Source organism: Saccharopolyspora flava (assembly GCF_900116135.1).
GTDB lineage: Bacteria > Actinomycetota > Actinomycetes > Mycobacteriales > Pseudonocardiaceae > Saccharopolyspora > Saccharopolyspora flava.
Genome location: NZ_FOZX01000006.1, coordinates 330730 through 346430, shown reverse-complemented (window position 1 = coordinate 346430; position 15701 = coordinate 330730). Strand labels below are relative to the sequence as shown.

The window sequence follows — 15701 nt, the reverse complement described above, 5'->3', positions numbered from 1 at the left end:
ACTATCTCCTAGGCGCCGCGCGATACATGTCGGGGAGTGTCGAGAGCGCCAGCACGATTCGCAGAACGATGACTGAGGCAGGTTGGGAGGGAACACGCGTGCCGCAAGACCCCCGGCATGGCGACTTCGGGCACCGGCGTACCCGCCCCGACGAGGACGCCGATGCCACCGGTTCGGCCAGTGGTGGTTCCGGACGTCGCCGACGCGCGCTGTCCGAGGACGGCACGGGCGGCACTCGAGTGATCGATCTGCTGTCCAAGCACGGCAAGAGCCCGGGCACCTCGGGCCACCGCCGCGCCGCTGATCCGCAGCAGCCCCCGACCGCACCCCCGGCGACCCCGAGCCCGGCGCCTCCGACCGGCCAGCCGCCGGCCGCGCCGCAGTCCCCGCAGACCGGCCCCCGCCGGGCCGCTCCGCAGCCGCCGGAACCGGCGCAGGCCTGGACGACCCCCGAGCGGTCCGGCCGCCGCGCCCGGCAGGCGCCGCCGAGCCGCCCGATGCCCAACCCGCCCGCGCCGCCGATCAACCCGGCGCCCCCGGTGGGCTGGACGCCGCCGAGCACCGGCCCGCGACCCGTGCAGCAGCCTCCGGCCGCGCCGGTGTCCCCGCCGTCCGGCCGCAACCAGCGGCCCACCCCGCCTCCGCCGTCGGCCCCCGGTGCCGCCGCCGCGTTCGCCGGTGGCGCCGCCGCCCGGCCCGCCCGGCGCAACCCCGAGCCTCCCGCCGAGGAGGCCACCCGGATCAGCCAAGCGCTGAGCACCGACACCCCGCAGCGCGTCTCGCCGCCGTCCGGCCGCAACCCGCGGCCCGCCCCGCCCGCGCCCCAGCAGGCGGACATGGCCGCGACCACGCAGCACCCCCGCGTCCCGGCCGCGCCCCAGAACCAGAACGGCCAGAACGGCCAGCAGGCCGCCGCCAAGCCCACGCCGCCCCCGGTCGAGCGGGCCGAGGAGACGGCGATCGTCCAGCCCGCCGACGGCTACTCCGAGCTCGACGAGTTCGACGACGAGGCCGAGGTCCTCGACGAGGACCTGGACGGCGACGACGAGCGCAAGAACGACATCGAGCAGATCGACCTCACGCTCGCGCGGTTCTCCGCGGTGCACGACGAGATCGCCGCCGAGGAGGCCAAGCGCCGCAAGCGCTACGCGTGGCTGCCCGGCAACAAGAAGGAACCCGAGCTCGGCAGCGACATGCCGTTCGACTTCCGCGAGGACCGCGGCGGCGCGTCGCGCATGGAGTGGAAGAAGAAGCAGCGCAAGCGCCGCACGAACCTGATCGTGATGGCCGTGGCGGTGGCCGCGTCGCTGACGGTGTTCCTGTCGCTGGGCTTCGCCTGGGGCGCCACCACGCTGTTCGGCCCGCCCGCGGTGCTGGCGCTGGACCCGAACTCGCAGGACATCAAGGACGTCGCCGGCCAGGCGGGCGACCAGAACTTCCTGCTGATCGGCTCCGACACCCGCGCCGGGGCCACCGCCGCCGACGGCGTCGGCAACGAGTCCGACGAGCCGGGCGCGCGCTCGGACACCACGATGATCGCGCACATCCCGGCCGACCGGAGCCGCGTGATCCTGGTGTCCTTCCCGCGCGACCTGCAGGTGAACATGCCCGCCTGCCAGCGCTGGGACTCCAAGACCGGCAAGTACGGCAACGAGGTCGTCCCGGCCAAGCAGGGCGCGCGGCTGAACGAGGCCTACGCGGTCGGCGGTCCGCTGTGCACCACGAAGGTCATCCAGCAGGTCTCGGGTCTGCGGATGGACAGCTTCCTGGGCATCGACTTCAACGGCTTCAAGTCGATGGTCGACGCGGTGCACGGCGTCGAGATCTGCACCGAGAAGCCGATCGTCGACTCCATGCTGGGCACGGTCATCCCGGAGGCCGGCCGCCACAACCTGACCGGCGACCAGGCCCTGACCTACGTCCGCGCGCGGCACGTCGAGGGCGACCCGACCTCGGACTACGGCCGGATGCAGCGCCAGCAGATGTTCCTGTCGTCGCTGCTGCGCAAGACCATGTCCAGCCAGGTGCTGCTCGACCCGCGCAAGCTCAGCGACTTCGTCAAGGCCGTCAGCGCCAACACGTTCGGCGACAACGTCGGCGCCGACCGGCTGATGGACCTCGGCCAGCAGCTGCAGGGCCTGGACCCGAACAAGGTCACCTTCGTGACGGTGCCGACCACCGGCTACGCCAACGACGAGGGCATGGAGGTCCTGCGCGAGGACGCCGCGAAGTCGCTGTTCCAGTCGATGATCGACGGGGCTCCGGTGACCACCGACGCGCCGACGCAGCGGGTCGCCCAGACCGCGCCGACGGGCGGATCGGGTGGTTCCGGCGGGGCCGCCGGGGTGGGCCGGGCGCTGCACCAGCAGCAGCCGGACCCGTCGCTGCCGGGTGATCTCTCAACCGTTAATGCTGGGCACGACATCTGCGGCTGACCTGCAGGAATGACCGATTCCGGTGAGCTCGATCACGGCGTGTTCACCCCTGGTTCACCGCAGGTCATTCTGTCCGATTCCCCGGGGAAGTACGCTGGGTGACATGCGCGAGGTCTACCAGGAACAACTAGGCATGCTCACCGACGTCCTCGGCTCCATGTCGGCGATGGTCGGGACGGCGATGGAGCGCGCCACCAAGTCGCTCCTGGAAGCCGACCTGAGCCTGGCCGAGCAGGTCATCGACGAGGACTCGCTGGTCGACGAGGCCCGCTCGCGCGCCGAGGAGTACGCCTTCGGGCTGCTGGCGCTGCAGGCGCCGGTCGCCGGTGACCTGCGCAGCGTGATCGCCACGATCCACGCGGCCGAGGACATGGAGCGGATGGGCGACCTGGCGCTGCACGTGGCCAAGGCCGCGCGCCGCAGGCACCCGAACGCGGTGCTGCCGGACGACGTCGCCGCCTACTTCGCGGAGATGGGCCGGATCGCGGTGAAGCTGGCCAACCAGGTCAGCACGGTCATCAAGACCCAGGACATCGAGGCCGCGCGGCTGCTGGACGAGGTCGACGACGAGATGGACGACCTGCACCGGCACCTGTTCACCGTGATGATGAGCCCCGACTGGGAGCACGGCGTGGCCACGGCCGTCGACGTGACGCTGCTGGGCCGCTTCTACGAGCGCTTCGCCGACCACGCGGTCGCGGTGGCGCGCCGGGTCGAGTTCATCGTGACCGGAAAGATGCCGTCCCGTTGATGCGTTTCCGCTGGTCAGTTGCGAGCTGATGCGGAAAGTATTAATAGTCGATCTCAGCACTCGATGTTGCGATCTTCGTGTGCCATCCTCTTTCGGGTGAGAAGCGACCGAACTCGTACCGATGAGGTGCGCGGTGGGTAAGAGTCCGACCGTGCACCGACGTCGACTGGGCAGTGAACTGCGGCGCCTCCGCGAGATCGCCGGCCGCACGCACCGCGAGGTCGCCGCCCACCTGGACTGCTCGCAGGGCAAGATCAGCCAGATCGAGCTGGGCCGGGTTCCGGTGCGGACCTCGGACGTGCGGCTGATGGCCGAGTTCTACGGCGCCACCGGAGACCAGGTCGAGGCGCTGATCGACCTGGCGCAGGACTCCAAGCAGCGCGGCTGGTGGCAGCAGTACCCGAGCACCGCGCAGCGCCCCGGCCTGCAGACCTACCTGGGTCTGGAGACCTCCGCGAAGGCCGTCAGCTGCTTCGGCAGCGATCCGCTCCCCGAGCTGCTGCAGACGACCGACTACACGCGCGCGCTGCTGATGGCGGATTCGCAGGTGTTCACCGACGACGAGATCGCCGAGCGCCTCAAGGTCGTCTCGATCCGCCAGCAGCGGCTGCTGGGCGAGAACCCGCTGGAGCTGTGGGCGGTCCTGGACGAGTCCGCGCTGCGCCGCTGCGTGGGCGGCCCGGCGGTGCTGCGCCAGCAGCTGGAGCACCTGGTCCTGCTGGGCTACCGCCGCAACGTGACGCTGCAGGTCCTGCCGTTCAAGGTCGGCGGCCACCCGCTGATGGGCGACCGCGCCGCGGTCTTCTCCTTCGCCGACGAAGCCGACCCGCAGGTGGTGCACCTGGGCGACTCGGCCAACTCCCGCTTCCTCGACAAGGCCGCCGACACGTCGGACTACTTGAAGGCCTTCGAGCAGGTCTGCACCAACGCGCTCAACCCCAAGGACTCCAGCGCCTTCATCTCCTCGGTAGCAGACGAACTACCAACCTGAGCAGAAAAAGGGGCGGGGCTTCCACGAGAAGCCCCGCCCTTTTTCAACCACGGTCACGCAACCGGCGAAGCCGGTTTCTCCTTGCCCCACCTAAGACGCTTGCACCGCCGCGGGTTCTGACATGTCTTCTGGGGAGGACAGCCGACGTGTCGTGTATTGGCATACATAAGCCTCGGATCCCGGAGCCAGAAGGCGTGTCAGGTTCCGCTACCCGCACCGCCAAGCAAAGGGACCACGGAGTAGTTGTCAATACAAAAAGATCAGCCGAACCGACCGGAAATGTAGTCCTCAGTAGCCTTCTGAGTCGGATTGGAGAAGATCTTCCCAGTCTCATCGATCTCCACGAGCTGCCCGGGTTCCCCAACAGCCCGCAGGTTGAAGAACGCGGTCTGATCGCTGACCCGAGCAGCCTGCTGCATGTTGTGGGTGACGATGACGATCGTGTAGTCCTGCTTGAGGTGCGAGATCAGGTCCTCGATCGCCAGGGTCGAGATCGGGTCCAGCGCCGAGCAGGGCTCGTCCATGAGCAGCACGTCGGGGCGCACCGCGATGGCGCGGGCGATGCAGAGCCGCTGCTGCTGACCGCCGGAGAGGCCGCCGCCGGGCTTGTTCAGCCGGTCCTTGACCTCTTCCCACAGGTTCGCGCCGCGCAGCGCCTTCTCGGCGACCTCGTCGAGGTGCGCCTTGTTCTTCTCCCCGGCCAGCTTCAGCCCGGCCACCACGTTGTCGCGGATGGACATGGTGGGGAACGGGTTGGCGCGCTGGAAGACCATGCCGATGGTCTTGCGGACCTGCACCGGGTCGACGTCGTCGGCGTAGATGTCCTCGCCGTCGAGCATCACCTTGCCGTCGACGCGGGCGCCCGGGATGACCTCGTGCATCCGGTTGAGCGACCGCAGGACGGTGGACTTGCCGCAACCGGAGGGACCGATGAACGCGGTGACGCTGCGGGCCGGGACCTGCAGGGTCACGTCCTGCACGGCGTGGAACTTGCCGTAGTGCAGGTTCAGGTCTTTGATGTCGAGACGCTTGGCCATGTCGTAAGTCCCTACTTCGTCTTGATCGCGAAGATCTTGGACAGACCGGTCGCGACAAGGTTGATCAGCATGATGACGATCACGAGGGTGAGCGCGGCCCCCCACATCCGGTATTCACCGGCTTCGGTGCCGGTGCTGCGCTCCATGAAGATCGTCAGCGGCAACGACGCCATCTCCCCGCTGAAGAGGTCGAAGTTGATCGCCGAGGAGTACCCGACGAGGATCAGCAGCGGTGCGGTCTCGCCGAGCACGCGGGCGAGGCCGAGCATGATGCCGGTGACGATGCCGGACAGCGCGGTCGGCAGCACGATCCGCACGATGGTCTTCCACTTCGGCAGGCCCAGCGCGTAGGCCGCCTCGCGGAGCTCGTTCGGCACGATCAGCAGCATCGTCTCGGTGACCCGGACGACGACCGGCAGCATGAGCAGCAGCAGCGCCAGCGCCACCGCGAACCCGCTGCGGGTCATGCCGAAGGTGGTGATCCACAGCGCGTAGATGAACAGGCCGGCCACGATCGAGGGCAGGCCGCTGAGGATGTCCACCATGAACGTCGCGGCCTTGGCCAGCTTCGACTGCTGCCCGTACTCGACGAGGTAGACCGCGACCATCACGCCGAGCGGGACCGCGAAGACCAGGCAGACCAGGCCTTCGAAGACGGTGCCGACCAGGGCGTGGTAGATGCCGCCGCCGAAGTCCATCGGCAGCAGGCCCTTGAAGGAGTGCGACCACCAGGTGGCGTTGAGGATCGGCTTGAGGCCGCGCTCCAGCAGCGTCCACAGCACCCACAGCAGCGGGATGACGGCGATCACGAAGGCCGCCGCGAACAGCACGGTGGCCAGGTTGTTCTTCAGCTTCCGGCCGAAGCCGATGCTCTGGAAGGCCGGCGCGGTCGCCAGCTGCTCCACGTCGGCGGCGTCGGTCCTCATGACTTCCCCTTTGCGCTGGACGCGCTCTCGATCCAGCGAGCGATCGCGTTGACTGCGAAGGTGATGACGAACAGCACCAGACCTGCGGAGATGTAGGCACCGACCTGCAGGTTGTTGTTGAACTCCGCGGACCCGAGGGCGATCTTGGACGCGAAGGTCGCACCGCTGTCGAAGAGCGTGTACCCGGGCGGTGCGGTGGTCCAGCTGAGGATGATGGTCAGCGCCATCGTCTCGCCCAGCGCGCGGCCGAGGCCGAGCATCGAACCGCCGACGAAGCCGTTGCGGCCGAAGGGCCACACGGTGGTCTTGATAACCTCCCAGTTGGTGGCTCCGAGCGCCAGCGCGCCTTCGACCTGGGAGTTCGGGGTGCGGGCGAAGACCTCGCGGGTGACTCCGGTGATCGTCGGGATGATCATCACGGCGAGCACGATGCCCGCGGTGAAGACGTTGCCGACGGAGTCGACGGGCGTGATGTTGCCCTGCCCGAAGATCGGGATCCAGCCGAGCGTGGAGTGCAGCCATCCCGACACCGGCTGCAGCACCGGTCCCAGGACCATGAAGCCCCACAGGCCGTAGACGACCGAGGGCACGGCGGCCAGCAGGTCGACGATGTAGGCGAAGGGGCGGGCGAGGCTCGTGGGCGCGTAGCGGGTGAGGAACAGCGCGATCCCGCCGGACAGCGGCATCGCGATCACCAGCGCGAGCACGGAGCTGGCCACGGTGATCCAGGCGAGGTCCAGGATCCCGAAGCTCATGTCGTTGGGGTTCCCGGTGTCCCATTCCCGGCTGGTCAGGAAGTTCACCTGGTCGACCTGCAGCGCGGGGATCGCCCGGATGAGCAGGAAGATCGCGATCGCCGCGATCACCGCCACCACGAACGCCCCGGACGCGGTGGCGAGCGAGGAGAACACCTTGTCGCCCACGCGGGACGGCTTCTTGCCCGCGGACGTCTCTGGAGCGGAAATGGGAGCCTCCGGTCCGGAATGCGCCGAAGCGCCCCGCTGGGCACCGGTGGTGTCCGCGGGGCGCGTCTCGGCTCTAGTCGAGTCGGTCACTGCTGTTCGCAGCCTCTCATCTCTTCCATCGGACCAGGGGCCCGCCCGGAGTGCGAGCGGGCCCGGTCACACGGTCATGCGATGGCGTTGACGGCGTCCAGGACCTTGGTCTTGAAGGCCTCGGGCAGCGGGACGTAGCCCGCCTTCTCCAGTTCCTGCGGGTTGGCGTTGGCGGCCACCGTCAGGAACGCCTTGACCGCCTTGGCGGTCTCCGGGTCGTAGCCCTTCGAGCAGACGATCTCGTAGGTGTTGAGGACGATCGGGTAGACGCCCGCGGCCTTGTTGCCGTAGATCGACTTCAGGTCGACGCGGAGGTCGTGGCCCTGGCCCTCGATCTTGGCTTCCTCGATGGCCTTGCCGACGTTGGCGGTGTTGAGCTCAACCGGGCCGGCGCCGCTGTCGATCTTGGCGATGCCCAGGCCCAGGTTCTTCGGGAAGGACCACTCGACGTAGGTGAAGCCGCCCTCGGTCGCCTTGACCGACTGCGCGACCTGGTCGGAGCCGTCGCGGCCCTGGCCGACGCCCTGGCCGCCCTGGAAGGTCTTGCCCTCACCGGTGAACGCGCCACCGGTGGCGGTGTTGAGGTACTTCTGGAAGTTCTCGGTGGTGCCCGACTCGTCCGAGCGGAAGAACGGGACGATGTCGATCGAGGGCAGCTGGGCGTTGGGGTTCGCGGCCTTGATCGCCGGGTCGTCCCACTTCCGGATCTCGCCCATGTAGATCTTGCTGATCAGGTCCGGGGTGAGGGTCAGGTCGCTGACGCCCGGCAGGTTGTAGGAGATCGCGATGGGGCCGAACACCATCGGGATGTTCCAGGCGGGGTTGCCCTGGCAGCGCTCGGCGGCCTTGGCGACCTCGCCCTTCTCCTCCTTGAGCGCGGAGTCCGAGCCGCCGAAGTCGATCTGGCCGGCGGTGAACGCGGCGACGCCCTTGCCGGAACCGGACTTGGTGTAGTTCACCGTCTGGTTCTCGCACTTGAGGCCGTAGTCGCGGGCGAAGACGTCGACGGCGTTCTTCTGCGCCGAGGAGCCCTCGCCGGAGACCGGCTTGGTGCCGCACTCGACCTGCACGCTGTCGAGGGCCGGGTTGCCGCCGCCCTGCGGGACGTTCTGGTCCGAGCCGCAGCCGGCGAGCACGAGCGCGCCCGCGGCGACGACGGCCAACGCAGCGCTGTGCCGCTTGATTCTCACTTCGTTCCTCCACCAAGGGGACAAACTTGCGGGACGCGGCCGAGCGCGCACGCTCGTGCTTTTTGCCGCTTGAGCCCGACGCTAAGCAGCCCGAGTGGACATGCCCCGCCATCGAAGTGAACGCGAAGTGAACAAGGCACCCTGAGTAAGCGGGACCACATTCGAACGGGCGATGAGGACGCCCGCGTTCCGGTCCCGTCGTGACTCAGCGCAGCGGCAGATCAGCGTCCGAATTGCACATCGCTGTCCCACTTGGCGAAGCCCAACCGCTGGTAGACCTTGACCGCGGGGACGTTGTCCGCCTCGACGTAGAGCATGACGCGACTACGGCCAGTGTCGCGCAAGTACCGCAATCCGGCCACGGTCAGTGACTTGCCCAGGCCACCGCCCTGCGCGTGCGGATCGACCCCGACGACGTAGACCTCGCCGGTGCCGTCCGGGTGCACCTTCGTCCAGTGGAAGCCCTGCAGCGCGCCCGCGGCGTCGACCGCCAGGAAGAAGCCCTGCGGGTCGAACCAGTCCTCGCGCTCCTTGGTGCGCACGTCGTCCTCGGTCATGTCGCCCTGCTCGGGGTGCCAGACGAACGCGCGGTGGTTCACCCGCACCACCTCGGCCTCGTCCCGGCCCGGCTCGAACGCGCGGATCGTCACGCCCTCCGGCAGCGTCACCTCGGGCAGCTCCGGTTCGGCCAGCTCGCGGCCCATCCGCCACAGCTCGCGCGGCCGGTGCAGCCCGTAGCGCTCGGCCAGCCGCACCGCGCCCGGGTGCTCGCCGTGCGACCAGATCCGCAGCCGCCCGGTGTCGGCGTCGGGATCGGTGCCCAGCTCGGCGCGCTCCAGCAGCGCCTCGACGAGCCGGCCGCCCGCGCCCTGACGGCGGTGCTCCGGGTGCACGGCGAGCTCCGCCACCAGCTGACCGGCGCCCGGCTCGTGCTCGGTGTCGAGGTGGGCGTAGCCGATCAGGGCCCCGCCCGAGTCGCGGATGATGAAGTGCTCGGAGCGGACGTCGGCCTGCACCGGTTCGATCTGGTGGACGACGTCGCGATGGGCCTTGAGCCGCAGGATCACGTGCTCGCCCACCGGCGCCACGCCGTCGGCCTTCTCGGTCTCCTCGAGAAGCCCCATCACCTCGGCGGTCTCGCCGTCGTCCAGTCCATTACGCCAAGTCAGCTGCACGCCTCCGACCCTACCGATCCGGACGCGAAGGAGCCCCCGATCGGTGATCGGGGGCTCCTGCCGTTGATCTCGGTGTTACGCGTTGAGGCTGTGCAGGTCCGCGTCGGTGATCTCGGTGGTGACCGGCTCGGCGGACTCGGTCTCGGCGGCCAGCGGCGTGGCGGCGCCGCCGCGGTTCGGGCGGACGAACTTGTAGCCGACGTTGCGCACGGTGCCGATCATCGAGTCGTGCTCCGGGCCGAGCTTGGCGCGCAGCCGCCGGACGTGCACGTCGACGGTGCGGGTGCCGCCGAAGAAGTCGTAGCCCCAGACCTCCTGCAGCAGCTGGGCGCGGGTGAACACCCGGCCCGCGTGGTTGGCCAGGAACTTCAGCAGCTCGAACTCCTTGTAGGTGAGCTCGAGGGCGCGTCCGCGCAGCCGGGCCGTGTAGGTGGCCTCCTCGATCACCAGGTCGCCGACGCTGAGCGAACCGTCGCCGCTGCTGGAGGCGCTGCTGCGGCGCGACACCAGCAGCCGCAGCCGGGCGTCGATCTCGGCCGGGCCGGTGCTGGGCAGCAGGATGTCGTCGACGCCCCACTCGGCGCTGACGGTCACCAGACCGCCCTCGTTCACCAGCGCGATCACCGGCACGTCACCCGCGGACAGCAGGCGGCACAGGTCGCGGGCGCCGGCCAGGTCGGTGCGGGCGTCGACGATGACGACGTCGTGGGCACCGCCCGACAGGATGGCTCCGGGGTCGGCGGGGAGGATTCGGACGCGGTGCGGCAGCAGTGCCAGCGACGGCAGGACCGCATCGCAGTCGGACTCACCGGTCAGCAGGAGCAGCTCGGAGCTCATCTGGGGCCTCCATCTCCAGGCGCAAGAGTCGACAGCCTTGTCGTGGATCATCACCCGCAGTGGTCGGATGACTCGGCGTCGTTGCCTGTGGATGGCAAGGAGAATAACCGACATGCGGCGGAAAAACCCAGGTCCAACCGAGGGCATCACAATTGTGAACGGAAGGCGGCCCCGTGTTTCGGGCATGTTTCCGGACCGGCCCGTCACGTTGCGCGCCGAAGACGGCACGCGGCTGCGGGGACGGCTGCACCCCGGTCCCGGACTGCCCGCCCCGGTGGGCTTCGTGGTCGGTCACGGGTTCACCAACCACATCCGGAAGCCCAGCGTACGTGCGGTGCTGGCGCGGCTGGCGACGCACGGGCCGGTGCTGGCGACCGACTTCCGCGGTCACGGTCGCTCCGGTGGTCGCACCACCGTGGGCCCGAACGAGGCGATGGACATCGATGCCGCCGTCGCACACCTGCGCTCCGCCGGATGTGAGCGCGTGGTCACACTCGGATTTTCACTGGGCGGATCCGTGGTCCTGCGCCAGGCCGCGCTGGGGACGCCGCCGGACGCGGTGGTGTCGGTGAGCAGCCCGGCCCGCTGGTTCGTGCGCGACACGCCCGCGATGCGCCGGGTGCACTGGCTGCTGGAGCAGCCGCACGGCCGGGCGAGCGCGCGGCTGCTCGGCGTGCGGCTGGCCGGACCGTGGCCGCGGGTCCCGACCTCGCCGATCGAGCTGGCCACCCGCATCGAGATCCCGCAGCTGATCGTGCACGGCACCGACGACCACTACTTCCCGCTCGCCGACGCCCGCGCCCTCGCCGACGCGGGCGGCGCGGAGTTCTGGCCGGTCGAGGGGATGCGGCACGCGGAGAGCTCGACCACTCCCGAGCTGGTGGACCGGATCGCGGCGTGGGCGATGACTACAGTGGGGCGACCCGATCCCACGCGGTCGGGTGACCGGCGCCCCGACAGAACGGAACGCTCGGAGTGAAGAAGCTCGCGATCACCCTCGTCCTCGTCCTGGGTCTCCTGGTCGCCGCCGACTTCGGGTCGGCCGCGTTCGCGGAGTACCAGGTGTCGAAGAAGGTCGCCCAGCAGCTCAAGCTGCCGGAGAACCCCGAAGTCTCGATCAACGGCTTCCCGTTCCTGACCCAGGTCGCGGCCGGGAACTACCGCGACGTGCAGCTGGTGGCCAACGCGGTCCCGGTGGGCCCGTTCAACGAGGTCGGCATCGAGGCCGACCTGCACGGCGCGAAGGTCGCCACCTCCGAGGTCATCGCCGGAACCGCCGACACGATCTCGGTGGACCAGCTGGTCGGCCGGGTGAAGCTGCGGGCCTCCGACGTGGCGCGGCTGATCGGCATCCAGGACCTGACCATCGAACCGGCGGCGCCGAACGCGCTGGCCGACGACGACGGCAACGTCAGCGAGGCCGACCGGCGGCTGGCCGAGGGCGGCGAGGACCAGCGGGCGCTGGTGCAGCTCGACGGCACCGTCAACATCGCGGGCTCGGACAACAAGGTCCGGGTGATCGCGGTGCTGTCGCTGGTCAACGGCAAGATGGAGATCGAGCCGCGGAAGCTGGAGCTCAACAACAGCGCCTTCGGCAAGATCGAGCTGCCGCCGATCTTCGAGCAGTCGGTGCTCAAGCAGTTCAACACCACCCTGGACCCGGGGATGCTGCCGTTCGAGGTGCAGCCCACGGCGGTGCGGGTGGAGCGCGGCGCGATGGTCATCGAGGGCACCGCCGAGAACGTGACGATCAGCGGGAGCGGGGTGTCGACCGGATGAGCCCGGGCGTGATCGCGCTGCTGGTCGTGGTGCCGGTGGCGCTGGTGCTGGGCCTGGTGTGGCAGGCGCGGCAGGGCAAGGTGCGCAGCAGCGGGGGTGAGGAGATCGTGACCGACCAGTTCCCGGACGGGCTCAAGCAGCAGCTCGCCGACGCCCCGGACCCGGACGCGCGGGTGACGCTGCTGCAGCTGTCGACCACCTTCTGCCAGCCGTGCCGGCACACCCGCATCCTGCTGGCGGACTTCGCGGGCAAGGACGACCGGGTCAGGCACGTCGAGGTGGATCTCACCGATCACCCCGAGTGGTCCACTCCGCTGCGGGTGCACACCACCCCGACGACCCTGGTCCTCGACGACGCGGGCCGCGAGCTGTTCCGCATCGGAGGCGTGCCGCGCCCCGCGGCCCTCGCCGAAGCCATCGAGCCGCACCTCTGACCTGGTAACGGACCCCGAGCCGCTCACGGCGGAGCCGTGATCTCTTCCACCACCCGAGCAGCTCGCACCGCCGCGGGTTCTGACACGTCGTCTGGCGAGTACGCCGCGACGCCGTGTATTGGCATACATCAGGAGTGGCGCACGGAGTCCAGGCGGCGTGTCAGGTTCCGCTACCCGCACCGCCAAGCAAGACGAGTTGCTCTACAAGGCCCGTCCCACTGTATGAACGTTCTTCCCGGCGATCGGTCTATCCGGGTAATCTGCCGGGCGTGCATGTACTGCTGACCCGAAGGCGCGCGGTTGATCTCTGCCGCGTGGGTAGCAGCCTGTGTTGATGGCACTGACCGGGCGGTAGTACGCGCTCCTGCACGGCCTCGTCATGCCCTCATGGCTCTCGCCGGCGTGCGCCCTCGACCGCCTGACGGACTCGGCAGACCCAGTCCACATCGTCAGGAGGCCTTCGAAGAATGTCTGTCACGACGCTCGACCCGCGAGGTGTTCGGTTCACCGCGGCGATCACCAGCGCGATCCTCGCGCTGGGTCTGGTCACCACGAGCTGGCGCGTGATGGCGGCCCAGATGGTTCTGTTCGGTCTGTGCGCGTTCATCGGCATGGGATTGAACCCGTGGGGTGCCCTCTACCGGAGCGCCGTGCAGCCCCGGTTGGCGCCGATCGCCCCGGAAGACCGGGAAGCCCCCGAACCCGTCCGCTTCTCGCAAGGGGTCGGTTTCACCTTCGCTCTCGTGGCCACCATCGGCTACGCGGCGGACCTGACCACCCTCGGCATCGTGGCGAACGCCTTCGCCCTGGTGGCGGCACTGCTCAACGCGGTGTTCGGCTACTGCCTCGGATGCCAGATGTACCTGGTGCTCCGCCGGTTCGCGCCGGCCGGGGCGTCCACAGCAGACTGAAACCGAAGTTCGAAGATCAACGAAGGAGTCGCTCGATGAGCCGCGCAGACGTCCTGGTCTCCACGGAGTGGGCCGAGGAGAACCTGAACACCCCCGGCGTGGTGTTCGCCGAGGTGGACGAGGACACCACCGCTTACGACGGCGGCCACATCCCGGGCGCCATCAAGCTGGACTGGCGGAACGACCTGCAGGACCCGGTGCGCCGGGACTTCGTCGACCGCGAGGGCTTCGAGAAGCTGCTGTCGGCCAAGGGCATCAGCAACGACGACACCGTGGTGCTCTACGGCGGCAACAACAACTGGTTCGCCGCCTACGCCTACTGGTACTTCAAGCTCTACGGCCACAGCGACGTCAAGCTGATCGACGGCGGCCGCAAGAAGTGGGAGCTCGACGGCCGCGAGCTGACCAAGGACGAGCCGACCAAGTCGGCCACCACCTACAAGGCCCAGGAGCCGGACACCTCGATCCGCGCGTTCCGCGACGAGGTCGTCGACGCCATCGGCAAGAAGAACCTGGTCGACGTCCGCTCGCCCGACGAGTTCTCCGGCAAGCTGCTGGCCCCGGCGCACCTGCCGCAGGAGGCCGCGCAGCGCGGTGGCCACATCCCGAGCGCGATCAACGTGCCGTGGAGCAAGGCCGCGAACGAGGACGGCACCTTCCGCTCCGACGAGGAGCTCAAGGAGATCTACGGCGAGGCCGGGCTGGACACCAGCAAGGACACCATCGCCTACTGCCGCATCGGCGAGCGCTCCTCGCACACCTGGTTCGTGCTGCGCGAGCTGCTGGGCAACAAGAACGTCAAGAACTACGACGGTTCCTGGACCGAGTACGGCTCGCTGATCGGCGTGCCGATCGAGAACCCGTCCGAGGCCTGATCACCCCGGTAACACCGAGCAAGGAGTGCGTGTCATGAGTGGATGCGGAGCGCCGCAGCAGTCGGCAACCGCGGTCGACGAGGCCACCGACCAGGTCGTCGTGGCCGGCAAGGTGCGGTCCGGGGAGTCGCCCGTCGGCGGGGCTTTCGTCCGCCTGCTGGACTCCTCCGGTGAGTTCACCGCGGAGGTCGTGACCTCCGAGGAGGGCGACTTCCGGTTCTACGCCGCCCCGGGCGACTGGACCGTCCGCGCGCTGCACCGCAGCGGCAAGGGCGAGTCCCAGGTCTCCCCGACCGGCGCGGGCGTGCACGCGGTGGACATCGCGGTCGCCTGATCTGATCGACCCGAAGGGCCGGCACCTCACCGAGGTGCCGGCCCTTCGTCGTGCCGGGCCCCGCCTGCCGGGTCTCGGGCGTCAGGCCTTGCGGGAGCGCAGCAGCGCGAAGGCGCGCTCGTCGCGGTCGGGGGTGCGGGGGTCGGAGTCCTCCCGGCAGCCGACGGTGGTGAACTCGACGACGTCCCAGCCGGTGCGGTCGAACAGGCGGCGCAGGCCGGTCTCGCTGAAGATCCAGAAGTTGGTGGCGTCGTTGTTGGCCTCGGCCGGGTCGAGCAGGTAGGCGACCGGCTGGCCGGCGATGCGGGTGCCGTCCGGGGTGACCTGGGCGACGCGGGTGGACACGAAGCACAGCTCGGCGCGCTCGGCCAGCCGCTCCAGCACCAGGAACGGGTTCTTCAGGTGGTAGAGCAGGCCGAGGAAGAACACCGCGCCGTAGTGCTCGGCGGGCAGCCGGAACTGGGCGTCGAGGTCGATCTCGTGCACCTGGGCCTTCGAGGGCAGCTCCGCCACCAGGCGCCGGGCGCCGCGCAGGCCGTTGAAGTTGGTGGGCGCGTTGTCGATCAGGTCGACCTCGCAGCCCAGCTCGTCCTCCAGGAAGAACCCGAAGTCGCCGTCGGCGGCGCCGATGTCGGCGATGCGGGTGCCCGCGATGCGGTCGAAGACCTGCCGGTTCTCGCCGCCGAGCAGGGCGTCCAGGTGGAAGATGTTGGCCATCGTGTCGTACGGGTACCACCCGAAGTCGGCCGGAGCGATCTCGTCCTTGCGGGCCAGCAGCTCCTCGCGGTAGGCCAGCGCGCGCTCGCGCAGCGTCTCGAAGTCCATGTGATCCTCGTCCCGGCTCTGACGTTCCTGGTGTTCAGCGGCCTGCACCGACCGCGCGGCACGCCGATCATGCCGCACGCCACACTCCGCCGGGGCGTCGGCGTGGTTATCCTTTGCGCGTGGAACTCCTGGACTTCATGCACTAC

The 15701-nt window shown here is 69.3% G+C and carries 17 protein-coding genes; 10 read left to right on the top strand and 7 right to left on the bottom strand.

From position 1 onward, the window contains the following. Positions 1-98 precede the first annotated feature (98 nt). The 3 genes from BM424_RS29755 (at position 99) to BM424_RS19510 (ending at position 4177) form a co-directional block, all read left to right on the top strand. On the top strand, positions 99-2435 hold the full coding sequence (locus BM424_RS29755) for an LCP family protein (protein ID WP_281248783.1): 2337 nt from the start codon (positions 99-101) through the stop codon (positions 2433-2435). Between the two features lie 103 nt (positions 2436-2538). After that, positions 2539-3186 (top strand): phosphate signaling complex protein PhoU, encoded by a 648-nt coding sequence (phoU, locus tag BM424_RS19515; RefSeq protein WP_093420035.1) that lies wholly within the window; start codon positions 2539-2541, stop codon positions 3184-3186. Between the two features lie 151 nt (positions 3187-3337). Beyond that, complete coding sequence (locus BM424_RS19510; RefSeq protein ID WP_093420032.1) at positions 3338-4177, top strand: helix-turn-helix domain-containing protein; 840 nt, start codon at positions 3338-3340, stop codon at positions 4175-4177. 260 nt (positions 4178-4437) lie between these two features. Here the strand turns inward: BM424_RS19510 and pstB are convergent, their stop codons facing one another. From pstB to BM424_RS19480, 6 genes are all read right to left on the bottom strand, one after another. Beyond that, a complete protein-coding gene (gene pstB / locus BM424_RS19505) occupies positions 4438-5214 on the bottom strand; it encodes a phosphate ABC transporter ATP-binding protein PstB (RefSeq protein ID WP_093420030.1) in 777 nt (258 codons plus the stop codon). Between the two features lie 11 nt (positions 5215-5225). Then, positions 5226-6140 carry a phosphate ABC transporter permease PstA gene (gene pstA, locus BM424_RS19500; protein WP_093420027.1) on the bottom strand — a complete coding sequence of 305 codons (915 nt, stop codon included), beginning with the start codon at positions 6138-6140 and terminating at the stop codon, positions 5226-5228. After that, positions 6137-7063, bottom strand: coding sequence for a phosphate ABC transporter permease subunit PstC (pstC, locus tag BM424_RS19495; RefSeq protein WP_245775970.1), 927 nt, complete (start codon positions 7061-7063; stop codon positions 6137-6139). The genes pstA and pstC overlap by 4 nt, the downstream gene beginning before the upstream one ends. Positions 7064-7269: 206 nt before the next feature. Beyond that, a complete protein-coding gene (gene pstS, locus BM424_RS19490) occupies positions 7270-8385 on the bottom strand; it encodes a phosphate ABC transporter substrate-binding protein PstS (RefSeq protein ID WP_093420022.1) in 1116 nt (371 codons plus the stop codon). 221 nt (positions 8386-8606) lie between these two features. Continuing rightward, entirely contained in the window at positions 8607-9560 is a 954-nt protein-coding gene (mshD, locus tag BM424_RS19485) for a mycothiol synthase (protein ID WP_425442037.1), read from the bottom strand. Positions 9561-9635: 75 nt separating this feature from the next. Further along, complete coding sequence (locus BM424_RS19480; protein ID WP_093420017.1) at positions 9636-10397, bottom strand: winged helix-turn-helix transcriptional regulator; 762 nt, start codon at positions 10395-10397, stop codon at positions 9636-9638. Between the two features lie 184 nt (positions 10398-10581). On the opposite strand from BM424_RS19480, the gene BM424_RS19475 reads away from it, so the two are divergent. From BM424_RS19475 to BM424_RS19450, 7 genes are all read left to right on the top strand, one after another. Then, positions 10582-11376 (top strand): alpha/beta hydrolase, encoded by a 795-nt coding sequence (locus BM424_RS19475; protein ID WP_093420014.1) that lies wholly within the window; start codon positions 10582-10584, stop codon positions 11374-11376. Continuing rightward, a complete protein-coding gene (locus BM424_RS19470) occupies positions 11373-12176 on the top strand; it encodes an LmeA family phospholipid-binding protein (RefSeq protein ID WP_093420012.1) in 804 nt (267 codons plus the stop codon). The genes BM424_RS19475 and BM424_RS19470 overlap by 4 nt, the downstream gene beginning before the upstream one ends. Next, complete coding sequence (locus tag BM424_RS19465; RefSeq protein ID WP_093420009.1) at positions 12173-12610, top strand: TlpA family protein disulfide reductase; 438 nt, start codon at positions 12173-12175, stop codon at positions 12608-12610. Before BM424_RS19470 ends, BM424_RS19465 begins: the two co-directional genes overlap by 4 nt. Before the next feature lie 113 nt (positions 12611-12723). Continuing rightward, positions 12724-12945 (top strand): putative leader peptide, encoded by a 222-nt coding sequence (locus BM424_RS29885; RefSeq protein ID WP_425442036.1) that lies wholly within the window; start codon positions 12724-12726, stop codon positions 12943-12945. 132 nt (positions 12946-13077) lie between these two features. Next, positions 13078-13521 carry a DUF4395 domain-containing protein gene (locus BM424_RS19460; RefSeq protein ID WP_093420007.1) on the top strand — a complete coding sequence of 148 codons (444 nt, stop codon included), beginning with the start codon at positions 13078-13080 and terminating at the stop codon, positions 13519-13521. Between the two features lie 35 nt (positions 13522-13556). Then, entirely contained in the window at positions 13557-14396 is an 840-nt protein-coding gene (locus BM424_RS19455) for a sulfurtransferase (RefSeq protein WP_093420004.1), read from the top strand. A gap of 34 nt (positions 14397-14430) precedes the next feature. Further along, positions 14431-14730: a DUF1416 domain-containing protein gene (locus BM424_RS19450; RefSeq protein WP_093420002.1), complete on the top strand. Its 300-nt coding sequence runs from the start codon at positions 14431-14433 to the stop codon at positions 14728-14730. An 81-nt stretch (positions 14731-14811) separates the two neighbouring features. Here BM424_RS19450 and BM424_RS19445 read toward each other — a convergent pair whose 3' ends face one another. Continuing rightward, entirely contained in the window at positions 14812-15555 is a 744-nt protein-coding gene (locus tag BM424_RS19445) for a class I SAM-dependent methyltransferase (protein ID WP_093419999.1), read from the bottom strand. Between the last annotated feature and the right edge of the window lie 146 nt (positions 15556-15701).